Genomic DNA, 23,609 nt, shown 5'->3' with positions numbered 1-23,609 from the left:
TCTTAAACCATTTCTATCATTTCGTACATGGGTAATAAAATAGCTAAATAGGCTCCGAGTATGCAAACCGCGATAATACAAAAAAGTAATGGTTGAATTATAGCTAGCACTCTAGTCATATTCGCTTCTGTTTTATCTGTCAAAAAATCACTATAGATTTGAAGTTCTCTACCTAGATTTCCACCTTCCTCGCCATGTAGTATATGTGCATTAAATCCTTTCTGAAAAAACTTCATATGATTTACCGCAGTAGAAAGTGAATCACCAAAAATAACTCGATTACGTAATTCACCTGCTATTTTCGCCATAAATGGTTGTAACTCTTGTCGCTGTAAAATAATCAAACTTTCTTGCATTGAAAGACCACTTTCTAAAAGCCCACCTAACTCATAAGCAAATTGGCGTGTCAATTGAAGACGAAAAAATCGACAGAGAACTGGAATTTTCAAATACACTATCATTTGGTGAGCAATCTCTTTCTTGCTTATTATCCTCCAAGCCACAAAAGCAAATAAGATACTCCCACAGGCTGCAATGATCAAGGCATCTGGAATATGCAAGAAAAAAGAGGATAGTGTTAATTTAGATACACTTGCATCACCTTCTCTAGAAAGCATCATTGAAGACATATTGGGTAAAAAGTAGGTCCGAAATCCAAAAAAGAGCAGCACTAAAAAGACAAACAAAATCGCAGGATAGGCCATTAGCTTTTGTAGTCTTTTTTGCGTTTCTTCCTTCGTTATCATTTGACTTGCTATAGAATCAAGGGCTCTTACAACTCTTCCATGTTGCTCTGCCACATGAATAGTCATTAAATAGCTTTTTTGAAAGCCAAGCAATTGCAGAATTTCGCTCATATTAGATCCACTTCGAAATTTTTCTTCTACCAAAGATTCCACTTCTGATAATTCTTCAACATGATGGGGTAGTAACATTGATAATGAATCTCTAAATGTATAGCCTTCCTCTAGCAGTACACTCATCTTTTTCAAAAAGCTCGCCTTATCTCTCATCTTAGGTAAAGTTTTAATCTTTTTACTAAATCGGTGAAGGTTGAGCTTTAATTGCACCCAAACTCACCCCTTTTTCTATCTGTCCTTCTAATGAGAGGTCTAATGGCAGTATGAATTTTTCATCACTCTTCACGTGTTCTATAGCTTCTGCTAGATATCTATCTGCTAAAATCTCATAAATGGCCGATAATCTTTCTTCATCTTGATAATTTACTTTCTTTACTAATCGCTGTGCAACCACTCCAATTACTGTTTGCCTTAACTCTTCTAAGGAGACGCCCAAATCTAGTAAACGGAATAAACAGCCAATTGTATCCATTGAATGAATCGTAGTTAAAACGAGATGCCCTGTTAATGCAGCCTCTATTGCAATCTTAGCCGTTTCTTGATCACGAATTTCTCCAATCATAATAATATCCGGAGAATGTCTTAAAATAGCTTTTAATCCGGTTGCGTATGAAACACCGGCTCTTTCATTTACTTGAATTTGCAATAAATTCGATTGACTATTTTCCACTGGATCCTCTAAGGATATGACGTGCTTTTTTAGTTCATTAGAGCAATAATGTATAAGGGAGTATAATGATGTAGATTTGCCGCATCCAGTTGGACCGGTTAAAAATAAGATGCCTTGTCTCTTTTTCACTAATTGCAATAAATGCTTAGCTGATTCAGTGAATAAACATAGGGAAGAAATTGGCATAGCATGATCCTGCAACATTATACGAATGACCAAGCTTTCCTTTAAGAAAATCGAAGGTAAGGTGGATACGCGAAAAGCAATTGGCTGTTCATTTAAAACTTGCTGAAACGAACCACTTTGAGGTCTACGCTTATCACTAATATCTAAAGAGGAGAGAAATTTAAAGTAGGAAATCATACGATCACCCAACTCTAGGGGAAGTTGACCAGCAGACACGAGCTGCCCATATTTTCGAAAGTATAGTAAATAGTCGTTTTCACTAGGCATTAAATGTAAGTCAGATGCGCCAAAATGTATTGCCTTCAATAATAGATGCTCACTTTTTTGCTCCACAACTGTCTCAGTAAATGTCATATTGCCCCCTTTCTACCACGACGAATAACGACCGCTCCTTATCCGTTAGCGAAATTATACACTGCAAAAACAAGAAAATACATACAATAATGCAAATTAATGTTATATGCTTTAGAAAAGGAATATAATGTAATTTTAAAGCTTTTCTACTATGTAAAAATAGATTTTCAATGAAAAAAGACTAGTAATCTTTCACTTTTTTACATTATTCTACTTATTTTTTTTGAATATATCAGTTTTTATACTGATAGATATTTTATATTGTTTTATAATAAAGATAAATATACAGGAGGTGGAACCTTTTCATGTTACATCCATTAAAAATCACAAGTACTCTAGCAGATGAAACAAGATTTTCAATTTATCAATATATGTTACAAGAAAAAGATTCTTTCTCAGTCCAAAACATTGCCGATAAGTTTCAAATTCATCCAAACGTTGCACGTCTTCATTTAACTAAATTAAACGAAATTGATGTAATTACGTCTGAATATGAAAAAACAGGAAAAGGCGGCCGACCTGGAAGAAAATATAAAGCGGTTGCAAATGGCATTGCTCTAACATTCCCTCAACGAAATTATGAGGAATTATTAAGTTGGGTTCTAGAAATCATTATAGAACTTGGTGAAGATGCTAATACTATCGGTAAAAAGATTTGTTACAAAAAAGGTGTTGCACAAATTCAATCAATCTTATCTAAACGTCAAAAGGATAAAGCGCTCATTTCATTTGATGAACGTGTAGAAATCATTACAGAAGCAGCCTCATTAATTGGTTATGTTCCTGTAATTCTCGATAAGCCAGAAGGAAAAACAATCCGCTTTGCTGTTTATAATTGTCCTTTCCATAGTCAAATCGAGAAACACGCATCACTCGTTTGTGACTTGCATGAATCTTTCTTAAAAGGCCAATTTGAATACTTATTTGATGTACAAGAATTTGTTCAAATTGATAGCATGGTTGAAAGCTGTAAATACTGCACTTATCGAATTGATATTTAATTTTTTACACTGCTTTGTCACAAAGTTAACCTAAGTAGCGGTTTACATGTTGGTTTCAAATCATTTATAATGGATAAGAGATTATTGTGTCGTCGCAAAAGGAGGGAATCATATATGGATAATATGTATAAAGTAATGGGCTTCTGGACAGGGATTTTCGCAGTTATGTTTTATTTAGGTGATATGACAGAAGTTTCGCTATTATTCTTAGCTAATACAGGGTTTTTCCTTCTATTAGGATACTTAAACCTAACGGAACGTATGTATATGTACATCTTCGGTGCTTACTTAACAGTTTTCTTCGCAGGCTTCACGTACTATACTACATTCATTCACGTTGCAGGCGCAGGACATTAATAGTAAGTAAAAAAGACAGTCCAAAGCTGTCTTTTTTATTTTGTGTATTTTCCACTATTGACACCTTATTAATGATTGTTATAATTGTAATTGTAGCTTAACTTTAACCCTCTCCATTCTATATGGTGAGAAACATCCCCTAGATGAAGAAGATTAATATCTTCTATTTAAGAGGCCTCCATAGCCTCTTTTTTTGCGTATTAATTTGTTTGTTGCGCTAACTCGCTCCATTGTTATTTAGAAGAATTTTCACGTCTTTATATTCGATATTTCCCTCGATTAATAAAAATAGTCTCGAAATTACATCCTCAACTCGTTCTAGCGATAGTTCGTAAAAACCACGGCTTGTAATCCTTACTCGTAAATCAAATAGCCCTGCCTTCAATAACCTTTTTCTTTGACCCTACATGATCTTTATGCTACAAAATAATTTTTGCAGTATTCACCGCTTCATTCCAATCAGGATTAAAAAGTCATGTATCATTCACGCTATCACCCTCCTTACCTTTGTCTTCAAAACACTCTATATCTAAAAGTGTTTTCCAACTATCTATCCATTTCCAATAATTTAAATCCACATAAGCTATCGCTACAAAACCCTAAATAATAAATGGTTGTAATCCCCATTTCGTTTATCTATAATTAAACATATCTTACTTTTGTTTGAATATTTAAAATAAATATTATATTTACAATTTATTATATTCAAAAAACATCAGAATTCTCTCTTATCAACGAGGCGTCATATTACCGGCTGGAGGAATAGTAAATGCTAGAAATTGAATGCACGAGATTTCGAGTTCAACAAGGAAAATCAGAAAAAGTTACGGAATGGTTAAAGTTTTTAAATGATTACATGCAGGATGTTCTTGTTACATTAGAAGGAGAAAAGATGTACGTTGAAACAATCTTCCGTGAAGTTTGGAATAATGAGGAGTATTTGTATTGGTACTCTGTACAAGGAAAAGGTGGAAATGCTGTAGAGGACTCAACACATTGGATTGATAAAAAGCATTTAGACTATTGGGATGAATGCATTGATCCAACTTTTAAACCCGTTAATCTATCTACCGAAGTTGTAATGATTCCAGAAAATATAAAAAGAAACATGGTTTAAGTTAATATGTTCTGTTAAATTACATAAAAAAAACCGACTAGTAAGATTTCACTCACTTATCGGTTTTTTCTTCATTTTTATCCTTAAATCTTACAAAAATCCGTTCAAAAAAGGATTTTGCTCCATTTCCGTCCCAATAGTAGTTGCATCTCCATGACCTGGGTAAACAATTAGGTTCTCATCTAACGATAAGAGCTTATCATGGATAGATTTTAATAACAGTTTTTCATTGCCACCTACTAAATCTGTGCGGCCTACACTACCTTGAAATAGAGTATCACCAACCACAGCAAATCCTTCATCTTCGAATATAAATGAAATACTACCAGGAGAATGACCTGGAGTGTGTACAATTTCAAATTCGAAAGGTCCTATAGTCAATTCTTGTGGTTGATCAATCACATGATCTGCTGGTTGTGTTGTTATATTTGGTAATTCCGCATATTTACCTGAACCATTTTTCATTGGATCAATTAACCAATCCGTTTCCGCCTTATGTAAATAAACAGGTACTTTAAAAGCATCTCTCACTTCATCTACTGCTCCAATATGATCGAAATGAGCATGTGTTAACAAAATAGCTAACGGACGCAAATTTAAGGCTCTTAATTGCTGTATAAGTCTCTCTCCTTCACTACCTGGATCAATCACAAGACATTCTTTCTTTTTATTTGAAATAATATAGCAATTTGTTTGAACTGGTCCTAATGTATATGTTCGAATATTTAACATTCTTTTCACCTCCACTATATTATACAGATTCCGTCAAGAAATGATATATCTATGATAACATCCCTCGTTCAAATATCCGTCACTTTTTAATCTCGACAAACGTACTAATTAGCTTTACAATAGAAGAGGAATATCGTTTGCGGCATTCATTTTCGGATGTCGAAAGGAGTGTCTATATTGAACTTATTAATGGTTATTTTTGGCCTAGTCGCAATTCTAGGTCTAATTGGCACTGTACAGTCTCTCAAAGAAAAAAGCATTCTAGGAATGGCTTTTAACTTTGTTACATTTGCAGTGTTTGGATGGTTCGTATTTATGACTATCTTAAATCAAGGATTCCCACCATCTCTTCACTAATACAAAGTGGGACAATAAAAGCTGTGGTTTTTATACCACAGCTTTTTTTTGTCTTCTATTCAAGGGTTAACCATTTTTTCTTTTTGTAAGGTTCAAATGACATAACTTGCTCCAAATCATTGCCATATAAACAAAGTGAGCCTTTTGGAGAGCAAGTAATCATTGTATACTCATCTAGCGTTACTAACTCTTCTACTTTTTCATCTGAAATTTTCATCAATTTAAATTTACCTGAATAATCATCCAACAAACCACCTTCAGTTGGTACAATAGCGATCACTGATTGATCCTCTAACCAAACTAAATCCGGAACAAACCATTGAGAATAATTACTTAATGCAGGTGCTTGCCAAGTGATTTCCTTATTTTTGTTCTTTAATAAATAAGAAAACTGTTCTGTTTCGAAATCAATTTGAACTGTTAATCTAGCATCCTTCTCTGTATCCAAATATACAACCTTTTTTAAATCAGTTAGTTGTTCCTGACCAGTCTTCCAATTCAATTCTACTATTTTGCCACCATTAAGCTGACGAGCTGTCCAACGGTTATACAGTAAAATATCTTCGGATTGCCAAACTAAAAATGGATTACTAGGATTAATCTCATGCAATTTTTCTTGTTCACCATCAAAGACATAACATTGGTATGAAAAATCTCCTTGAAATGCTGTGAAGGCAACTAATTGAGGGTTTTTAGGATTCCACATAATTGATAATTCCGATGATAGAATATCGACACTATGAAGAATTTCCCCTTTTAGCGAAATAATCTTAACCGTTGCAGATGAGGAGTTTGCGGAAGATTGAACGATAATTTGCTTTTTAGAAGGATGGATCATCACTTGAATAATTTGGTCCTTTTCTGAAAAAATCGTCTCTTTTTCACCTGTAATTAAATTATAAGTTAATAGGTGGAAGCGGTCTGATTCATAAGCAACATACAAAATTGTTGTTTCAGATAGAAACCCAACAATACTATGTAAATCTTCTGTCTTCATAGAATAATCAAGAACTTCTGTTGCAACCCTTTTTTGTTCAACCGCTTCAGGGTTATTTGAATCCGCATCTAAATTTGGTTGTGAAGATTCTTTATTACACCCAACTAAGAAAATGGCACAAGTGAGGACTAGATACATCATAAATTTTTTCATATTGTGCCTCCTCTTCACCCACATCTATTATACGATTATAAACTAAAAAGGTTTCGTTATAAGTAGAAAATTATGGATTTTCATAAAAAAACCTACATGAATAGATTCATGTAGGTTTTCAAAAAGAATTTATTTAGTTTCTTCTGAATTTGATTTTACAGCTCCAGTTTTTTCATCATAAAAGCGGAGTAAATCACCGTTAATAATACGGTCAGAGTATTCTAGTTTTTTATTGGCTCTTTCAATAAACGGTTCACACTTCGCTTGATCCGTTTTCTCACCTGTTTCTTTATCGTAACAAACTTCACCAGCATAAACTAGTTTATCAGTTACAAAACGACCATCACGGAATGTAACGAAGTCTTCATGGTCTTTAGAGAATAAATCTGCACCTAATTGTAAGTCATTAGATGTATCAACACCTAATAAGTGCAATACTGTTGGGCGAATATCCATTTGACCCGATACTTCATGCATTTCTTTACCTACGCCTGAGTTAGGAATATGCACGAAGAACGGCACTTGTTGTAGCTGAGCTGTTTCAAGTGATGTGATTTCTTTACCCAAATATTGTTCCATTGCTTTGTTATGGTTTTCTGAAATACCATAGTGGTCACCATACATTACAATAATCGAATTATCATATAAACCTTTTTCTTTTAAATCAGCAAACAGTTTTTTAATTGCTTCGTCTGTATAACGGACAGTTTGGAAATAACGGTTCACTGTACCATCTTCAGATGTATAAGGTTCAATGAATTGATCCTCTTCATCAGAAGTGAATGGATAGTGGTTTGTTAAAGATAACATACGTGTGTAAAAAGGTTGTGGCATTGTTTTCATAATATCCACTGATTGTTCCATAAACGGAATATCTTTTAATCCCCAGTTAACTGAGTTTTCTTCATTTACATCAAATGAATCAATATCATAGAACTTCTTAATATCAAATGCATGATACATCATATCACGGTTCCAGAAACTCTTATTATTTGAGTGTAGTACTGAAGTATAGTAGCCTTCACCATTTAAACGTTCAGCCATCGAATTGTATGTGTTCCCACTGTTAGTGAAGAAGACAGCTCCTCGTCCTGTTCCGAATAATGAGTTTTCAACAATAAATTCAGCATCCGATGTTTTTCCAAGACCAGTTTGGTGATAGAAATTATCGAAGTAGAATGTATCTTTATCTTTTGTTAAAGAATTTAAGAATGGTGTGATTTCTTGACCATTCACTTCATTATTAATGACAAAGTCTTGAGTTGATTCAAGGGAGATAATAATAACGTTGCGGTCTTTAGCAACACCAAACATTTTATCATCAGCTTTAGCTGGATTAGATTTTACGTAGTTTGTAACCTCTGTTAACGCACTACCATCAGCTAATGCACGCTGAGCATGCGATTTTGATTGAATGTAAATATCATATAGATGGTAATTGTAAGTACCAATGTTCTTCACTAAAATTTCACGGTCAAAGCTACGAGTTAATAACTGTGGACGTTCTGTTTCAGCTAAACCAAGATTCAAGAATAACATTGCACATGATAACACAAAATACGTACGACGCATTTTCGGTTTAACTACGAAAATTTCTTTTGCAACAGGTAAAAACTTAACTGCTAGTATTAACAAAATAACGTCTGTAAAGTAGAAAACATCTGTAAAGTACATCGAAGATAATGCAGAGTTTCCAAGGTCACCGAAGTTACTTGTTTGGAACAACATCGGTAATGTTATAAAATCATCGAAGAAGCGATACACAGCAACGTTAGCATATAAAACAATTGCTAGAATACTACTTGTGATAATTATATAACGATTACGCGCTTTTGCAGTTTTAAAGAATAACGACAACCCAAAAATAAATAGCAAGAAGCTAAGTGGGTTGATAAACAGAATCAATTGTTGCATTGTATTTTCAATTTTCATATCAAAGGCTGTTTGATATGTTATATAAGTCTTGATCCAAGTGGCTATTATTGCTAAAGCCAAAATTGAATGTTTAGGTGCTTTTTTAAAATTCATTCCTAACATCCTCCTACTTTCCTTCGTTCTTTACAATTTTAGTTTCATATATGAAAGAAACAAAATATATCATAATCCTTTTTTTACAACAACGCAACAAAAATGTTACATCACATATTATATATTCAATCTTCCGTTTTTATTACAGACTCTTTATTAGACGGATGAGTCATGTAAAAGTTTCATTAATCTTTAAAAAAAGTAGTAGAAAATAAATTCTACCACTTCTTTACATTTGTTGTCTATTCCTTTTCTCTTTCGAAATTTCTTGGCGTAAGATCATCAAAGCCATTTGATAATCTTGTATGTCTATTAAATGTGAAGAGTAGAGTTCTCGGATCTCATCCTCCATCAGTTCTAAATCCGCAACTCGATCTTTTGTATAAATAAATGTACCAAAGCGTTTCAAAAATTGCATTACATCATATACTGTTTTCATCGACTGATTGTGACTCCTTTCGATTTTCAAGACAATTAATCACGCTTGTCTCTGTAATTATTTTATGAACCGGTAAATCATATTGATCTGTCGGTACTTTATGTATGAGCTGTACTCCAAAAGCTAAGGTGATTCGTTCTCCGTTGTAACTGGCTAAATACCGATCATAGTAGCCGCCCCCAAAGCCTACGCGAAAACCAAACTGATCAAATACAACACCTGGAACAATCAAACAATCGATTTCTTTCTTTGGCACTTCTTTTGTTAATGCAGGAATAGGTTCTTTCAGTTGCATATAGACCGTTTCTAATTGATCGAATGATGTAATTTCATAGAATATCATAGCACGTGTTTTAGGTTCGCATTTAGGAACAGCTACTCGTTTGCCTTGTGACCAGAGTTTTTCAATTAAAGTGATTGTATTCACTTCTGGAAAGGCTGATATGGTTAAACCAATTATATTCGCTTTTTTAATAGAAGATTCTCTTAATAGTTGTTCATGAATTTGCAATGAGTATGCATCATATTGCGCCTCTGACATTTGAGCAAGCTTTACTCTCATATCTTGACGTAGTGTTTTTTTATCCAAGGGGTTCACTCCTTTTAGTCCAAAGAACGGAAAAAGCCAAAACCACTCGTGGTTTTGGCAACAGTTATTACTTCGTTTCACGGTGAAGAGTGTTCTTCTTATCACGAGAGCAATATTTTTTCAATTCAAGACGTTCTGGATTGTTACGCTTGTTTTTCTTAGAAATGTAGTTACGTTCGCCACATTCAGTGCAAGCTAATGTAATATTAACGCGCATCTTTACCCCTCCCACTCTATATCAAGAATAAAATGTCTTTAGTGAGCATGATTTATACGACTAACTCATTATATCATAACTTCGAAAAAAATCTACTGTCATTTCTTCTGGAAATTTCGTCTAATACGTGGCTAAACGTGGGATACTGTTTGATGAGCAGGAGTATTATGTCCTACTTTATGATAAAATGGTATCACAACTATTTAAACCTATTGAGGTGAAAGAATTTGGAATTATCATCTATATTAATGATTGTTGGGATTATCGTAATAATTACTTCGTTTTTCATCAAAGATCATTCGACACAAATCGAGGGAGATGTTGAAGAACTTTCTCTTAATTTTTACCAAGAAACGCATCAACTAAAGCGTCGCTTAAAAGTAATTGAGGAAGAATTATTATTAGAGCCCAAATTGATAGGAAAACCTAAAAAAGCAGCCTCTCCTGTAACTGCATCCACTAAAGGTGTTCACCAAATTATTATCAGTCAAGTGCAAACGCTACATAAGCAGGGCTATACTATCCCTGAAATTAGTAAGCGATCTTCTCTATCAGTAGAGCAGGTGCAAGAAGTCCTTCAAAGTGGAGGCAGCCGCGTATGAGAAAATCATCCATCCGAGCATTTGGCATCGCTCTTTTTCTTGCGGGTGCTAGCTTCACATTCGTGGATTTCATAACAAGTGACGCTGACATTGAAGCAGCAAATTTTAATGTGCCTAAAGGTACAGTCCTTATCAAAAAGACTGAACTAGAAGCAATTAACGCGGAAGCAGCTGAAGCAAAAGAGCAGCTTGCTAAAATTCAAACAGACTACAGCGCATTAAAAAATAACACAGTATCGGTAAATTCCTCAGCTAGAAAAACTGTAAAGTCGTATACACTTGTTATTAAAAAGGGTATGGGTACTTCAGAAGTAAGTTTAGCTCTGGAGAAAGCCGGTATAATTAAAGATGCTGGTGACTTCGAGCTTTACGTCATCAAAAATGACAAAGCTTCTAGTCTTCAAATTGGCACATACGATTTAAATATCAAAATGACTACCGCTGAAATTGTTAAGAAAATTACGCGTAGTAAATAATTGAAATGCATTTAGAGCATTTAGTTCTGAAAAACTTAAACGTCCAATGAGTATTTAATATACTCATTGGACGTTTTTCAGTTAAACTCAGCTAAGTTGAAAGCACATCACTGTTATTAAATCTGTTCTCCAATTTGAACAACAAAAAGAAAGCTGGCTCATTAGTCAGCTTTCTTTCTTCTATAGAAAGGCTATTGATTCAACTCATAATGCTTACCCTTCACTAAGTAAAATAACAGCTCAGCCAAATTTGTGGCATGATCCGCCGAACGCTCTAAATACCGACAAACAAAAGATAATTGCGCCACTTGGCCAATATCTTTCATATTTTCTGTCGGTGTATTTAATATTTCAACAATTGCTTCTCCATATAAAGTATCAATTTGATCATCTAAGAGCGCAATTTCCTTCGCTTTATTCATATCTTCTTCGATAAATGCCTGTACCATATTTTTTAACATTGCGATTGCTTGATCTCGCATTTGTGCAATTTTCTCCGTAGGATAGACCACTTTCGTTTCACCAAGACGAATCGTCTCTTTGGCGATGTTTACAGCATAATCCCCAATTCTCTCCATATCTGAGGCAGCTTTAATCATGACGATTAAGCGACGTAAATCAGTCGCAACAGGTTGTTGTTTGGCGATCAATAAAATGACCTCATCATTTAAATGCTCTTCTAACCTGTTGATAAAACGATCTTGATCTATTAATAATAGTGCCGCATCAATATCTTGATCGAAAAGTGCCTCAACTGATTTCTCTAATGCCTGAATAGACATATGACATAAATCTAACATTAGCCCTTGCACTCGCTTTAAATCATTTTCAAATTTTTCACGAACCGTCATCTCTATATTCCTCCTTAACCGAATCGACCGGAAATATAATCTTCTGTTCTTTTATCCGTTGGTGTAGAGAAAATATGGTTCGTTGCCGCATACTCTATCACTTCTCCATTTAGGAAGAATGCCGTTTTATCAGAAATACGCGCTGCTTGTTGCATATTATGTGTCACAATAATAATTGAATAGTTTTCTTTTAATTCTTGGACTAACTCTTCAACTTTTAATGTAGAAATTGGATCTAATGCTGAAGTTGGCTCATCCATTAATATGACATCTGGTTCAATGGCAAGGCATCTAGCAATACAGATACGTTGTTGCTGTCCACCTGATAATCCATATGCATTTTGGTTTAGTCGATCTTTAACTTCATCCCATATCGCTGCTCCGCGTAAACTTTTTTCCACGATTTCATCGAGAATTTTCTTATTTTTAATACCATGTATACGCGGACCATAAGCGATGTTATCGTAAATAGATTTTGGGAATGGATTTGGTTTTTGAAATACCATACCTACTTTAGTGCGCAATTCTTCAACTTGGTATTTGTTATCTAGAATATTACGCTCACGGTATAAAATTTCACCTTCTGTACGAACAGATGGTATTAGCTCGACCATTCGATTTAATGTTTTGATATACGTCGATTTACCACAACCAGATGGACCAATAATTGCCGTTACTTCGTTTTCTTTCATTTCTAGATTTATATCTTTTAAGGCATGATGTTCCCCGTACCATAAATTCAAGTTTTTCGAATGATACACTGTTCGTTTGTCTTCATTTGAAATTACTTTTAAGTTTTGTCCCTTTGTTTCATATACTTCATTTACTGGAAGTTTAACCATCATTGAAGCCCCCTAGTTTTTAATAACGACGCTGAAATTTATTTCGAATTATGACGGCAATGGAGTTTAAGATAACTAAGAATGTCATCAAGACTAGAATTCCGGCCGCTGCAACATATTGAAATTCCTCTTGCGGGCGTTTTGCCCAGTCAAAGATTTGCATTGGTAAAGCTGTGAATTCGCTCAAAATGCCATCTGGTAAGAAATGTACAATCACCGGAATCCCTAATACAACAAGCGGTGCAGTCTCACCTATAGCTCGCGACAGCGCTAAAATACTTCCTGTTAAAATTCCTGGTACCGCTGATGGCAAGACAACTTTTAATATAGTTTGCCATTTTGTCGCACCCATACCGTATGATGCTTCCCTTAATTCCTTTGGTACAGAACGAATCGCTTCTTGTGCAGCCACTATAATAACGGGTAAGATCAGCAAACTCATTGTAAGTCCTGCTGCTAGTACACTTTTCCCTAATGCTAGCGAACGAACGAATATCGTTAAACCAAGTAATCCAAATACTATAGAAGGAACACCTGCTAAATTCGAGATATTCATGCGGATAAAAGCATTTATTTTATTTTGCTTCGCATACTCTTCTAAATAAATAGCCGTTCCTACCCCCAGAAATAGGGATACTGGTGCCACAACTAACATTAGAAAGACGGAACCAACGAGTGCAGCTTTAATCCCTGCTTTTTCTGGGAACCTAGAAGCAAAGTTTGATAAAAAGTCTACCGATAAATAACCCCAACCTTGATCAAACATGCGGTAAACTAATATACCAAGCATTGCTAAGGCAAAAAGTGTTGCTAATAGGAAGACTGTTTTCAACAGCTTATTTACAACTAGTCGTCCATTCATGCGCTTCACAACTTGCGTATGATCAACATATTTCACTATCAATATTCCTCCCTAAAGCGTTTTGAAATGAAATGTGCAAGTAAATTCATCAGCAATGTGAAGATGAATAGTGTAAATCCAACTGAGTAAATTGAGTAGTAAATGGTTGTTCCATAGCCTGCATCACCTGTTGAAACTTGAACAATATATGCCGTCATCGTTTGGATTGAATCCGTCACGCTAAAGTCAAATGTTGGTGTCGCTCCTCCAGCAAGAGATACGATCATGGTTTCACCAATTGCACGAGACACCGCAAGTACTACCGAAGCCAATATCCCTGATAAAGCTGCTGGTAACACAATTTTGATTGCTACTTCCAGTTTTGTTGAACCAAGTGCCAAAGCACCTTCTCGCATTGCATTTGGTACTGAAGTCATTGCATCCTCAGAAAGCGAGGCAATCATCGGTAATATCATGATCCCTACGACAATCCCCGGACTCAATGCATTAAAGATTTTCAACCCTGGAATCAATTCTTGTAACATCGGAGTGACAAAAGTCAGTGCAAAGAATCCATAAACAATTGTCGGAATACCTGCTAATACTTCTAGAACTGGTTTGATCAAACGTCGTGTACGATCACTTGCATATTCACTAAGGTAAATTGCTGCAGCAATACCGAGTGGAACTGCTACTAAAACTGCAATAACTGTTACCTTTAACGTTCCTAAGATTAGTGGTAAAATTCCGTACATTGGCTCCTTACTTGAGAATGGAAGCCATTCGGTACCAAATAAGAAATCAATGAAAGGTACTTCCTTAAAGAATTCAAATGTTTCAAAAATAAGTGTGAAAACTATTCCAAACGTTGTTAATACCGAGATTAAAGCAGTGGTAAACAATAAGATTGGCATTACTTTTTCTACTACCTTTTTAGATCCCTTACCACGTGATTGTGCAATTAAATCTTGAACAGACAGCTTATCCGTCGATTCTTTTACAGCCAAGTTGAAGTCCCCCTTCAGTAAAAAGGGAGCAGGTAGCGTTTTGCTACTCGCTCCCCTAGCCAGTGATTATTTCAAGCCTTCTAAAGCATCTAAGTCTTTTTTGTAATCTTCATCTGGTGTTCTAACATAGCCTACAGCTTCTGCCATATCGCCTGCATTTTCAAGAGCATATTTCATAAAGTTATAGAATGCTGCATTTTCTTTTACTTCGCTATTCTTCACGTAGATGAATAGTGGTCTAGAGAGCGGTGAATATTCACCTGATTTAATTGTTTCATTTGTTGGCTCAATTCCGCCGACTTTAACAATTTTAAGATTATCTTTATTTGCTACGTAGTATGCGTAACCGAAGTATCCGATAGCGTTTTTATCGCCTTCAACACCTTGTACTAGTACGTTATCATCTTCTGATAGAGTTGCTTTTTTCGCTAAATCTTTACCGTCTAAAATAACTTCATCGAAGTAGTCATATGTTCCTGAGTCAGTACCAGGAGAGTAATAGGTAATTTTTTCTTTTGGCCAAGATGGGTCGATATCAGACCATTTCTTTTCTTTACCATCTTCAGTCCAAATTTGTTTTAATTGATCTACTGTTAAATCTTCTATCCAATCATTCTCTTTATTTACTACGATAGATAAACCATCATACCCAATTTTCATTTCTGTATAGTCAATGCCTGCTTCTTTTAACTTAGCAGCCTCTTCTTCTTTAATTTCACGAGATGCGTTTGCAAATGCCGTCTCACCTGCTATGAATTTCTCAAATCCGCCACCAGTTCCAGAGACACCTACTGAAACTTGTACTTTAGGTTGAACAGCTGTATATTCCTCTACAATTGCTTCCATGATTGGTGCTACAGTTGAAGAACCATCTCCTGCGATTTTTCCTTCTAGTTGCTCACTTGCACCAGCATTTGTTTCTTGGCTAGATGCACCGCTGCTTGACGTTTTGCTACCTTCTTCTGTGTCACTGCCACATGCTCCTAACAAAAGTGCCGAGCCTACGATTGATGTCATCATGAAGTACTTCCAGTTTTTCATCTGTTTGTTCCCCCTAAGGTTTTTGTGTTTGTTTACTACACTGTTAACTATAAAGTAGACATGTTGAGGACATATAAATGTAATGTAAGGTTATATAAAGGTATTGTAAATGCTTTGTAAATCGCTGTCGTTTTCTGTAATAATGTATACAAAAAACGCCTCACATTGTATTTTGTACAATGTGAGGCGTTTAACTATTTTAATAGAAGAAAGTCATTTTATTGAGTACCCATTTTTTGCGCATCTTCTTCATCGATCTGCTCTTTTGTAATAGGCTTTTTAATTTTTTCTCCTACTTTTTGTTTTGCCTTTTTCGTATTTTTCTTTTGGATTTCAAAGTATTTGTCAACAGCCTGGCGAGCAATGATGTTATTGATAGCTGTATAGTTTGTACCTGTTGTAACCCACGGTACAACTACTGCATATGCAATTTCAGGATTATCATAAGGAGCAAAGCCAACATGAGTGATACTTAACGTTTGTGTTCCGTATGCACTTTTCTTTGGCCCATAATAGACAGCCTCTGCCGTACCTGTTTTACCTGCCGCATTAAACTTCGCATCCCGGAAGTAAGAAGCTCCTGTCCCTTGATTTCCAAAATAAACACGATGCATTCCGCTCTTAACATAATCTATTTCTGATTTAGTATTGTCAATCGTATTTAAAATTGTAGGTCCAAGTTCTGTTACGATTGGCCCTAATGTTTTACCATCAACAGATGGCTCTCGAATTTCTTTCGCCAAATGTGGTTGAATTCGTTTACCACCATTAGCAATAGTTGAGACATATTGAGCTAATTGAAGGGGAGTAAAAGTATCATACTGACCAATTACTAAGTCAAGTAATTTACCTGAAATTGTTTCATTTCCTTTAAATCCTTCAAATTCTCCAGGTAAATCTATACCTGTTTTTACTCCTAAGCCAAACTGTGCATATGAATTACGAATTTTTGTAAAATCCTCTAATGTCACTCGTAATCCCGCATTTGGCACATAGTTTACACCTGCAATTTTCATCGCTGTTTTAAACATATATACGTTGGAAGATCTCTCTAAAGCAGTTAAACCATCCATTGAAATTCTACCACCTGGATTAAAAATGGATTTTTTGGGTTCAGTACCTAAAATTTTGATTGGTTCGTCTATTAGAACTTCATTTGGAGTAATTGCATTTAACGAATAACCCGTTAAAAGTGTTGCTGGTTTAATAACAGAACCTGCTTCATAAGCAGATGTAAATGAACCAATAGCGTAGTCATTAATTGTCATTTTCCCATTATCATCTGTGTCGAGTTTTTTACCAACCATCGATAAAATTTCACCTGTGTTTGGATTCATCATAACAAGAAAAGCTCGATCTAGTAACGAAGAACCTGCTTGTGATTTAGCAAATAGCAATTGTTCTTCCACAATCTTATCAAGGCTTTCTTGTAATTCACTGTCAATCGTAAGAATTAATTCTTTTCCAGGAGAACCTTCAGATGTAGTTACTGTATCTACAACTTGCCCTTTGCCGTTTGTAGCATTTTTGACAACGGCTTTTTGGCCTTGTAATATCTCTTCATACTGTTGTTCAATATAACTTTTACCGACACGATCATTTCGAGAATAATCACGTGCCAAATAATAGTCCACCAAATTTTTTGGAATTCCTTCCCTTGGTGTTGTCGTTGAACCTAAAATACTTAATGCAGATTTTTTCACACGAGCCCAATCTGTAGTAGTATTTACACCAGGTAGCTCTGTTAAATTCTCTGATACGATTGCAAATTCTTTATTCGTTACATTATCACTTTTAATAATTTGTGGTGATAAATAATAACCTGCAGCCATTAATCGATAAATAGCTAACACTTGTAAATCTTTCTTTGTTAATTCTCTTAATTCATCATTAGTAATTCGGTCACGCACTAATTTATCTAGCTCTGCCTGCTTTTCTTTCTGTTCTAGTTCTGAATCATTGTTAATGTCTTTCTGTTCTTTTTCACTTACTTTTGCATAAGCCTTTTCTTTGTTGAGCGTTATCCAAAAGTCTCTTTTATCTCGATCCGTGATAGGTTTCGTATCCATTTTAATGAGTTTTGCGAGTTTATTTGCAGTTTCCAACATCTCTTTCGTTGTTGTCGATTGTAGTTTTGTATAAGTAATCGCATTCTTTGGTTCATTATCAACTAAAACTCGGCCCTGTCTATCATAAATACGGCCACGAGGAACGCTAGAATTTACCGTTACTTCGTCAGTTCGCGCTAATTCTCTCACATATTCTTCACCTTTAACGATTTGCATATACCCTAAACGCAAAATCAAAAGAGAAAACAAAAGGAAAATTGAAAAGAAAAGTATATTCATTCGAAACGAAAGATTTGCACGCTGTTTTGCTTTGACACTAGCTGCACGTTTCTTTTTAGATGGATTTTTTTTGCGCATGCAATGTCCCCCCTTCCGCTTTATTCACAATTAGTAGTATATCATTTTCAGCACAAAAACACACCGTAGTCATGTCGAAAAATAGTCTAATTGATTTCTATTTTATACGAAAATAATGAAGTGCTCTATTTTTGGAAAAAGAGAATAAAAGTACAAATTACAAACTTTACAGGTCAACTTATGTATTCTTTTACCATAAAAAAAGCACGTACCTTTTTGACGTCAAAGGTACGTGCTTTGTTGCATTTAAAATAGATTATTTTGCAGCTGCAAAACGTTCTGCAACTTTATCCCAGTTTACTACATTCCAGAAAGCGCCGATGTAGTCAGGACGACGGTTTTGGTAGTTTAAGTAGTAAGCATGCTCCCAAACATCTAGACCTAATAATGGAGTTTTACCTTCCATGATCGGTGAATCTTGGTTTGGAGTTGAAGAGATTTCTAATTCGCCGTTAGCAACTGATAACCAAGCCCAGCCTGAACCGAAGCGAGTTTTAGCAGCATTATCGAATTGTTCTTTGAAAGCGTCAAAGCTACCGAATTTAGCATCAATTGCAGCTGCTAATTCGCCAGTTGGAGCTCCACCTGCATTTGCAGCTAAAGATTCCCAGAATAATGAGTGGTTAGAGTGACCGCCACCGTGGTTGCGTACAGCAGTACGAATTTCTTCAGGAACAGCATCTAAATTAGCAATAATTTCTTCAACTGATTTCCCTTCGAATTCTGATTTGCCTTCTAGAGCAGCATTTATGCCTTGAACATAAGTATTGTGATGTTTAGTGTGGTGAATTTCCATTGTAGTTGCGTCGATATGTGGTTCTAGTGCATCATATGCATAAGGTAATTTTGGTAATTCAAAAGCCATGATTAATTTTCCTCCTCAGGATTAATAAGTATTAATTACATTCTTAGGTTATCAAAATAACAGCATTCATTCAAACATTATTAACTAAATCACTGGATTTCAGCCTTTTGACTGAAAATCTATTAATTTATCAAGCAATTTATATCACAATAACAAATATAACAATCATTATTATTTGGATAATTCCCTTCGTAATAATAGAAGTTAAGAACCCGACGAGTGAACCGATTCCAGTTCGAATCGCTTGTTTTACACTACTTCTATTAACTATTAACTCTGCTAGCACTGCTCCCAAAAAAGGTCCGAGCAGTATGCCAGCAATAGGAATGACAAATGGTCCGATTAATAAACCTATTGTACTTCCCCACATCCCTGCATTTGAACCACCAAATTTTTTCACGCCAAAAGCATTTGCTAATGTATCTGCTCCGAATAATAATGCAACAAATAAAATTTGAATTACCCAGAACCACCAAGGTAAATCTCCAAAGCTATAAAATGCTCCATATAGGATAAACCCTAGCAATATAAATAGTACTGACGGAATAATAGGATATACAAGCCCAACAAACGCAATAATAAAACTTAAAATTATTAGTATCCATGCGATTACATCCATAGAATCCCTCCTTAATGTTTTTGTAAAATAGCTTCTGCGATATTAACAGCGTGATCCCCTATACGTTCTAAGTTACTAACGATATCTGTAAAGACTATACCCGAATGTGCTGAACATTGGCCAAGATTTAATCGATGAATATGTTTTTTCCTAAAAGTTCGCTCCATTTGATCAATAAGCTCTTCCTTTTTTGTCACTTCAATTGCCATTCCATGGTCAGTTGTATCCAATGTCAGAATAGCCTTTTGAACTGTTTCAATTGTTAATGTAAACATTTCACTTAAATCGTTTATAGCAGGTTCACTCAACTGTACCCCATTCACGGCTTTGTAGTCTATTAACTCCACGATATTCTCAAAATGATCTCCAATTCTCTCAATATCGCGGACATTTTCTAGTAAAATATGGTGTCTAGTAGAATCTGTATCTGACAATGGTTGTACAGAAACTTTCACTAAATAATCAGTGATTTTCTGATCTAAGCTATTGATTGCTTCTTCATAATGTAAAACCTTTGTAGCATTCTTTTTATCATTTGTTTTCAAATATTCGAATGTCTCTTCTAACCCTCGAATACTATATTCACCCATGCGTAAAACTTCTTCTTTCGCTTGTCCAATAGCAATAGCAGGTGATGCTTCAATAAAATGCGGATCTAAACTTCTTGGTTTATATTCAATAGGAGAATCCTCACCAGGTATGAGCTTCGTCACAACATATGCCCACAAACCAATTAACGGTAATTGAATCATTGTATTCACTACATTAAATGAGCCGTGTGCAAATGCAATCTGCATTTTTGGTTCTAATCCTGCGACGCCTGCTAACCATTCTATATAAAGCGTAAATTGAGGTAAAATTAATAGGAAAATAATCGTTCCAACGACATTGAATAATACATGCATCGCTGCTGCTCGACGTGCGGCTACTGATGCACCAATAGATGCTAATACAGCCGTTATTGTCGTTCCGATATTATCACCAAACAAAATCGGTAACGCCCCGTGAAGCGGCATCAATCCTTCTCCGTACAACCCTTGCAAAATACCAACTGTGGCACTAGAGCTCTGAATGATTAATGTTACCAATGCACCTAAAATGACCCCTAGTAAAGAATGTTCGCTAATACGTAAAGCCATATCGATAAATGATGGTAGCTCTTGTAAAGGTTTCATCCCCTTACTCATAAGTTCCAAGCCAACAAATAATCCTCCCAGACCAAAGACAATTTGTCCGATATTTTGAATACTATTTTTCTTAAAGAAAAATAATAGAAATGCGCCAATAGCTAAGACTGGATATGCAAATTGACCAATATCAAAGCCAATGATAAATGCAGTAAATGTCGTTCCTATGTTGGCACCCATAATAACGCCTATTGCTTGACGTAGCGTCATAAAGCCTGCGCTAACAAGTCCAACTGTAATGACAGTTGTACCAGAGCTTGATTGAATAAGTACAGTTACTAATATGCCGACTAGTACGCCCATCATTGGATTTGTTGTATAGCGATCTAATATATCACGAAGGCGATCTCCTGTTAATTTTTGTAAGCCGTCACCCATATATTTAATAGAAAATAAAAATAGTCCTAATCCCCCAAAGAACTGGAAGAGCATATCTTGCCAATTCAGACTCAACTGCTGTCAACTCCCTGCATTACTATTAAGCTCAGCTTTATTATGAAGAAAATGTAATCAAATTGTAAGTTATTCTATAAAAAATTTACAATCGTTTAATATAGCCACTTTCAATAAAGTGTAATTGTTCACAATGCCGACAATTACTAAGTGTTACTAACTCATGGTAATATAACATAGAAGGAGCATATCATATTATGAAAATTAAACATTATCAATTATTTCTAGACAGTATATTACATCCCAAAAAACTAGCTGCATACCGAATGCTACCTATTGGTAAATTGATTCAATACGTCTTTATATTAATCACTTTTATCACTGTAATTTCTTTTATCCAGTTCCTAACGGGTGTGGGTTCAAGCGTTGACACATCGCAGCTTGAAGGTCTAAAAGAATACCTAGATGATATTAAATGGTTAATATATCCGTTTGCTTTCGTCTTCTTATTCACCATTACTACTTTTTTAACTTTTCTACGAATAAGTATTTATGGCTTTATAGGATTTATATTATTGAAAATGATGGGACATCGAGGTGAATATCGCCATATTTGGCGTACAACTGCACTCGCTACTACTCTTTCTACTATACTAACAAGTATACTATCTTTCACTTCTTTAAATGGCACATTTATGACCATCATCTCTATGGTGATTACCGTAGCCTATATCGCAAGTGCGATAACGAAATACCCAAAAATAAAAAAATAATAGAATTGATACGAATGAATCTCTCTCTTGTTCATATATTGAACGAAGGGGGAGATTTTTTTGAAGATATTCTTTTCTGCACTTGGTATTCTATTTATTGCTTTTATCCTGAAAATCGATCTTCTAGAGGGTACAATTCCACTAGCAGCTTTTTATAAAGAACCAGTTGTTGAAGAAACATGTGTTGATGTTCCAGATATTAAAACAATCACGGTTCGTACAATACCCGGTGATAACCTACAATCACTGTTTGCGCTTTATCCATCTGAAAGTTCGATGAGCTTCTCAGAACGCTTGGAACTTTTTTATGAACTAAATCCACATTTACTAAAACAATCCTTTAAGCCTGGTGAGTTGATTCAACTACCATTCAGCACAAAAAACGCTCATTCATGTACAAATTAAACAATTAATGTTTCTTCCTTGTCATTTTCTTTGGAACACTGCTAAAATAGTGTACAGTGAAGGCTTTATTTTTGAGCCTATGAAGGAGAGAGTTTTCATGAATGAAATCGTTCACCGTTCGAAAACGCGTAAAGTTCGCGTAGGTGACTTAACAATTGGCGGAAGCAATGAAGTAATTATACAAAGTATGACAACAACTAAAACACATGATGTAGAAGCAACTGTGGCAGAAATTCTTCGTTTAGAAGAAGCTGGATGTCAAATCGTTCGTGTCGCTTGCCCAGATGAACGAGCAGCTGATGCATTAGCTGAAATCAAGAAACGTATCCATATCCCATTAGTAGCGGATATTCACTTTGACTACAAATTAGCCTTAAAAGCAATCGACGCTGGTGTTGATAAAATTCGTATTAACCCGGGTAACATTGGACGTAAAGAAAAAGTAGAAGCTGTTGTAAATGCAGCTAAAGCAAAAGGCGTACCAATTCGTATCGGTGTAAACGCTGGTTCATTAGAGCGTAAAATCCTTGAAAAATATGGCTACCCTACTGCAGATGGTATGGTTGAAAGTGCCTTACACCATATTAAAATCTTAGAAGACTTAGATTTCCATGATATTATCGTTTCTATGAAAGCATCTGATGTAAACCTAGCAATTGAAGCATATGAAAAAGCATCCCGTGCATTTGACTATCCACTTCACTTAGGTATTACTGAATCAGGTACACTATTCTCTGGTACGATTAAATCAGCAGCTGGTTTAGGCGCAATATTAAGCATGGGTATCGGGAATACAATGCGTATTTCATTAAGCGCTGATCCTGTTGAAGAAATAAAAGTAGCACGTGAACTATTAAAAACATTCGGTTTAGCTTCTGACATTCCGACACTTATTTCATGCCCAACTTGTGGTCGTATTGAAATAGACTTAATTTCAATTGCTAACGAAGTAGAAGAATATCTTCAAACAATTAAAGCACCACTTAAAGTTTCTGTTCTAGGCTGCGCTGTAAATGGCCCTGGTGAAGCTCGTGAAGCCGATATCGGTATCGCTGGTGCTCGCGGAGAAGGTTTACTATTTATGAAAGGTAAAACTGTTCGTAAAGTACCTGAAGAAACGATGGTTGAAGAGCTGAAAATCGAAATCGATAAACTAGCTGAAGAATATTATAAAAAAAGAGATGCTGAAAAAGCTGAAAACGCAAAAGCATAGTATACAGGGGG

The 23,609-nt window shown here is 35.3% G+C and carries 26 protein-coding genes; 9 read left to right on the top strand and 17 right to left on the bottom strand.

All coding sequences use genetic code 11. The features are described 5' to 3' along the window. Window positions 1-2: 2 nt before the first annotated feature. Together comGB and comGA are read right to left on the bottom strand one after the other, a co-directional pair. A complete protein-coding gene (gene comGB / locus MKY02_RS06655) occupies window positions 3-1,070 on the bottom strand; it encodes a competence type IV pilus assembly protein ComGB (protein ID WP_076064880.1) in 1,068 nt (355 codons plus the stop codon). Beyond that, on the bottom strand, window positions 1,039-2,070 hold the full coding sequence (gene comGA / locus MKY02_RS06650; RefSeq protein ID WP_038186802.1) for a competence type IV pilus ATPase ComGA: 1,032 nt from the start codon (window positions 2,068-2,070) through the stop codon (window positions 1,039-1,041). The genes comGB and comGA overlap by 32 nt, the downstream gene beginning before the upstream one ends. Before the next feature lie 305 nt (window positions 2,071-2,375). On the opposite strand from comGA, the gene MKY02_RS06645 reads away from it, so the two are divergent. The 3 genes from MKY02_RS06645 (at window position 2,376) to MKY02_RS06635 (ending at window position 4,545) form a co-directional block, all read left to right on the top strand. Continuing rightward, complete coding sequence (locus tag MKY02_RS06645; RefSeq protein ID WP_038186805.1) at window positions 2,376-3,071, top strand: helix-turn-helix transcriptional regulator; 696 nt, start codon at window positions 2,376-2,378, stop codon at window positions 3,069-3,071. 114 nt (window positions 3,072-3,185) lie between these two features. Continuing rightward, the gene (locus tag MKY02_RS06640; RefSeq protein ID WP_038186806.1) at window positions 3,186-3,428 is read left to right on the top strand and encodes a DUF2626 domain-containing protein; all 243 of its coding nucleotides are present in this window, start codon (window positions 3,186-3,188) and stop codon (window positions 3,426-3,428) included. A 769-nt stretch (window positions 3,429-4,197) separates the two neighbouring features. Next, window positions 4,198-4,545 carry a DUF6176 family protein gene (locus tag MKY02_RS06635; RefSeq protein ID WP_076035193.1) on the top strand — a complete coding sequence of 116 codons (348 nt, stop codon included), beginning with the start codon at window positions 4,198-4,200 and terminating at the stop codon, window positions 4,543-4,545. Between the two features lie 90 nt (window positions 4,546-4,635). On the opposite strand, the gene MKY02_RS06630 is transcribed toward MKY02_RS06635, so the two are convergent. Then, window positions 4,636-5,277: an MBL fold metallo-hydrolase gene (locus MKY02_RS06630; RefSeq protein WP_076035192.1), complete on the bottom strand. Its 642-nt coding sequence runs from the start codon at window positions 5,275-5,277 to the stop codon at window positions 4,636-4,638. Between the two features lie 177 nt (window positions 5,278-5,454). Here MKY02_RS06630 and MKY02_RS06625 point away from each other — a divergent pair, with 177 nt between their 5' ends. Continuing rightward, window positions 5,455-5,634 carry a DUF2759 domain-containing protein gene (locus tag MKY02_RS06625; protein ID WP_038186813.1) on the top strand — a complete coding sequence of 60 codons (180 nt, stop codon included), beginning with the start codon at window positions 5,455-5,457 and terminating at the stop codon, window positions 5,632-5,634. A 55-nt stretch (window positions 5,635-5,689) separates the two neighbouring features. Here the strand turns inward: MKY02_RS06625 and MKY02_RS06620 are convergent, their stop codons facing one another. The 5 genes from MKY02_RS06620 to rpmG form a co-directional block, all read right to left on the bottom strand. Then, entirely contained in the window at window positions 5,690-6,784 is a 1,095-nt protein-coding gene (locus tag MKY02_RS06620) for a YqgU-like beta propeller domain-containing protein (RefSeq protein ID WP_076035191.1), read from the bottom strand. Between the two features lie 129 nt (window positions 6,785-6,913). Then, the gene (locus tag MKY02_RS06615) at window positions 6,914-8,812 is read right to left on the bottom strand and encodes an LTA synthase family protein (protein WP_038186820.1); all 1,899 of its coding nucleotides are present in this window, start codon (window positions 8,810-8,812) and stop codon (window positions 6,914-6,916) included. A 229-nt stretch (window positions 8,813-9,041) separates the two neighbouring features. Further along, entirely contained in the window at window positions 9,042-9,251 is a 210-nt protein-coding gene (locus MKY02_RS06610) for a YqgQ family protein (protein ID WP_038186823.1), read from the bottom strand. Then, window positions 9,235-9,840: a 5-formyltetrahydrofolate cyclo-ligase gene (locus tag MKY02_RS06605; protein WP_038186824.1), complete on the bottom strand. Its 606-nt coding sequence runs from the start codon at window positions 9,838-9,840 to the stop codon at window positions 9,235-9,237. Before MKY02_RS06605 ends, MKY02_RS06610 begins: the two co-directional genes overlap by 17 nt. Before the next feature lie 67 nt (window positions 9,841-9,907). Further along, entirely contained in the window at window positions 9,908-10,057 is a 150-nt protein-coding gene (gene rpmG / locus MKY02_RS06600; RefSeq protein WP_038186828.1) for a 50S ribosomal protein L33, read from the bottom strand. Window positions 10,058-10,284: 227 nt separating this feature from the next. Between rpmG and MKY02_RS06595 the strand changes: the two genes are divergently transcribed. After that, entirely contained in the window at window positions 10,285-10,659 is a 375-nt protein-coding gene (locus tag MKY02_RS06595; RefSeq protein ID WP_038186831.1) for a hypothetical protein, read from the top strand. Beyond that, window positions 10,656-11,135 carry an endolytic transglycosylase MltG gene (locus MKY02_RS06590; protein WP_340710816.1) on the top strand — a complete coding sequence of 160 codons (480 nt, stop codon included), beginning with the start codon at window positions 10,656-10,658 and terminating at the stop codon, window positions 11,133-11,135. Before MKY02_RS06595 ends, MKY02_RS06590 begins: the two co-directional genes overlap by 4 nt. A 191-nt stretch (window positions 11,136-11,326) precedes the next feature. Here MKY02_RS06590 and phoU read toward each other — a convergent pair whose 3' ends face one another. From phoU to MKY02_RS06545, 9 genes are all read right to left on the bottom strand, one after another. Beyond that, on the bottom strand, window positions 11,327-11,986 hold the full coding sequence (phoU, locus tag MKY02_RS06585; protein WP_038186833.1) for a phosphate signaling complex protein PhoU: 660 nt from the start codon (window positions 11,984-11,986) through the stop codon (window positions 11,327-11,329). Between the two features lie 14 nt (window positions 11,987-12,000). Continuing rightward, complete coding sequence (pstB, locus tag MKY02_RS06580; RefSeq protein WP_038186836.1) at window positions 12,001-12,828, bottom strand: phosphate ABC transporter ATP-binding protein PstB; 828 nt, start codon at window positions 12,826-12,828, stop codon at window positions 12,001-12,003. Between the two features lie 19 nt (window positions 12,829-12,847). Next, window positions 12,848-13,726, bottom strand: a complete 879-nt coding sequence (gene pstA / locus MKY02_RS06575) for a phosphate ABC transporter permease PstA (RefSeq protein WP_076035212.1) — start codon at window positions 13,724-13,726, stop codon at window positions 12,848-12,850. 2 nt (window positions 13,727-13,728) lie between these two features. Continuing rightward, window positions 13,729-14,676: a phosphate ABC transporter permease subunit PstC gene (gene pstC, locus MKY02_RS06570; protein ID WP_038186840.1), complete on the bottom strand. Its 948-nt coding sequence runs from the start codon at window positions 14,674-14,676 to the stop codon at window positions 13,729-13,731. Between the two features lie 66 nt (window positions 14,677-14,742). Next, window positions 14,743-15,717 carry a PstS family phosphate ABC transporter substrate-binding protein gene (locus MKY02_RS06565; protein WP_038186843.1) on the bottom strand — a complete coding sequence of 325 codons (975 nt, stop codon included), beginning with the start codon at window positions 15,715-15,717 and terminating at the stop codon, window positions 14,743-14,745. Window positions 15,718-15,935: 218 nt separating this feature from the next. Continuing rightward, window positions 15,936-18,143 carry a peptidoglycan D,D-transpeptidase FtsI family protein gene (locus MKY02_RS06560; RefSeq protein WP_038186846.1) on the bottom strand — a complete coding sequence of 736 codons (2,208 nt, stop codon included), beginning with the start codon at window positions 18,141-18,143 and terminating at the stop codon, window positions 15,936-15,938. Between the two features lie 256 nt (window positions 18,144-18,399). Further along, window positions 18,400-19,008: a superoxide dismutase gene (locus MKY02_RS06555; RefSeq protein ID WP_038186848.1), complete on the bottom strand. Its 609-nt coding sequence runs from the start codon at window positions 19,006-19,008 to the stop codon at window positions 18,400-18,402. A gap of 139 nt (window positions 19,009-19,147) precedes the next feature. Next, window positions 19,148-19,627, bottom strand: a complete 480-nt coding sequence (locus MKY02_RS06550; protein WP_038186850.1) for a DUF456 domain-containing protein — start codon at window positions 19,625-19,627, stop codon at window positions 19,148-19,150. A gap of 11 nt (window positions 19,628-19,638) precedes the next feature. After that, window positions 19,639-21,246: a Na/Pi cotransporter family protein gene (locus tag MKY02_RS06545; RefSeq protein ID WP_179078250.1), complete on the bottom strand. Its 1,608-nt coding sequence runs from the start codon at window positions 21,244-21,246 to the stop codon at window positions 19,639-19,641. Between the two features lie 218 nt (window positions 21,247-21,464). Here MKY02_RS06545 and MKY02_RS06540 point away from each other — a divergent pair, with 218 nt between their 5' ends. From MKY02_RS06540 to ispG, 3 genes are all read left to right on the top strand, one after another. After that, window positions 21,465-21,980, top strand: a complete 516-nt coding sequence (locus tag MKY02_RS06540) for a DUF1189 family protein (RefSeq protein ID WP_340708819.1) — start codon at window positions 21,465-21,467, stop codon at window positions 21,978-21,980. 60 nt (window positions 21,981-22,040) lie between these two features. Further along, complete coding sequence (locus MKY02_RS06535) at window positions 22,041-22,385, top strand: hypothetical protein (RefSeq protein ID WP_038186858.1); 345 nt, start codon at window positions 22,041-22,043, stop codon at window positions 22,383-22,385. A 97-nt stretch (window positions 22,386-22,482) separates the two neighbouring features. Further along, a complete protein-coding gene (gene ispG, locus MKY02_RS06530) occupies window positions 22,483-23,598 on the top strand; it encodes a flavodoxin-dependent (E)-4-hydroxy-3-methylbut-2-enyl-diphosphate synthase (RefSeq protein WP_038186861.1) in 1,116 nt (371 codons plus the stop codon). Window positions 23,599-23,609 lie beyond the last annotated feature (11 nt).

The sequence above is a fragment of the Viridibacillus sp. FSL R5-0888 genome (assembly GCF_038009105.1).
GTDB lineage: Bacteria > Bacillota > Bacilli > Bacillales_A > Planococcaceae > Viridibacillus > Viridibacillus arenosi.
The sequence above is the reverse complement of the archived record's forward strand: the minus strand, read 5'-3'. Positions and strand labels throughout refer to the sequence as shown.

Excerpts from the sequence above, each read along its gene's own strand:
- MKY02_RS06615 (WP_038186820.1), bottom strand. The coding sequence starts at position 8,812 with ATGAATTTTAAAAAAGCACCTAAACATTCAATTTTGGCTTTAGCAATA.
- MKY02_RS06555 (WP_038186848.1), bottom strand. The coding sequence starts at position 19,008 with ATGGCTTTTGAATTACCAAAATTACCTTATGCATATGATGCACTAGAA.
- MKY02_RS06630 (WP_076035192.1), bottom strand. The coding sequence starts at position 5,277 with ATGTTAAATATTCGAACATATACATTAGGACCAGTTCAAACAAATTGC.
- ispG (WP_038186861.1), top strand. The coding sequence starts at position 22,483 with ATGAATGAAATCGTTCACCGTTCGAAAACGCGTAAAGTTCGCGTAGGT.
- pstB (WP_038186836.1), bottom strand. The coding sequence starts at position 12,828 with ATGGTTAAACTTCCAGTAAATGAAGTATATGAAACAAAGGGACAAAAC.
- MKY02_RS06590 (WP_340710816.1), top strand. The coding sequence starts at position 10,656 with ATGAGAAAATCATCCATCCGAGCATTTGGCATCGCTCTTTTTCTTGCG.
- MKY02_RS06620 (WP_076035191.1), bottom strand. The coding sequence starts at position 6,784 with ATGAAAAAATTTATGATGTATCTAGTCCTCACTTGTGCCATTTTCTTA.
- MKY02_RS06610 (WP_038186823.1), bottom strand. The coding sequence starts at position 9,251 with ATGAAAACAGTATATGATGTAATGCAATTTTTGAAACGCTTTGGTACA.
- MKY02_RS06635 (WP_076035193.1), top strand. The coding sequence starts at position 4,198 with ATGCTAGAAATTGAATGCACGAGATTTCGAGTTCAACAAGGAAAATCA.
- MKY02_RS06550 (WP_038186850.1), bottom strand. The coding sequence starts at position 19,627 with ATGGATGTAATCGCATGGATACTAATAATTTTAAGTTTTATTATTGCG.
- MKY02_RS06540 (WP_340708819.1), top strand. The coding sequence starts at position 21,465 with ATGAAAATTAAACATTATCAATTATTTCTAGACAGTATATTACATCCC.
- comGA (WP_038186802.1), bottom strand. The coding sequence starts at position 2,070 with ATGACATTTACTGAGACAGTTGTGGAGCAAAAAAGTGAGCATCTATTA.
- MKY02_RS06640 (WP_038186806.1), top strand. The coding sequence starts at position 3,186 with ATGGATAATATGTATAAAGTAATGGGCTTCTGGACAGGGATTTTCGCA.
- rpmG (WP_038186828.1), bottom strand. The coding sequence starts at position 10,057 with ATGCGCGTTAATATTACATTAGCTTGCACTGAATGTGGCGAACGTAAC.
- MKY02_RS06560 (WP_038186846.1), bottom strand. The coding sequence starts at position 18,143 with ATGCGCAAAAAAAATCCATCTAAAAAGAAACGTGCAGCTAGTGTCAAA.
- MKY02_RS06645 (WP_038186805.1), top strand. The coding sequence starts at position 2,376 with ATGTTACATCCATTAAAAATCACAAGTACTCTAGCAGATGAAACAAGA.
- phoU (WP_038186833.1), bottom strand. The coding sequence starts at position 11,986 with ATGACGGTTCGTGAAAAATTTGAAAATGATTTAAAGCGAGTGCAAGGG.
- MKY02_RS06545 (WP_179078250.1), bottom strand. The coding sequence starts at position 21,246 with ATGCTCTTCCAGTTCTTTGGGGGATTAGGACTATTTTTATTTTCTATT.
- MKY02_RS06565 (WP_038186843.1), bottom strand. The coding sequence starts at position 15,717 with ATGAAAAACTGGAAGTACTTCATGATGACATCAATCGTAGGCTCGGCA.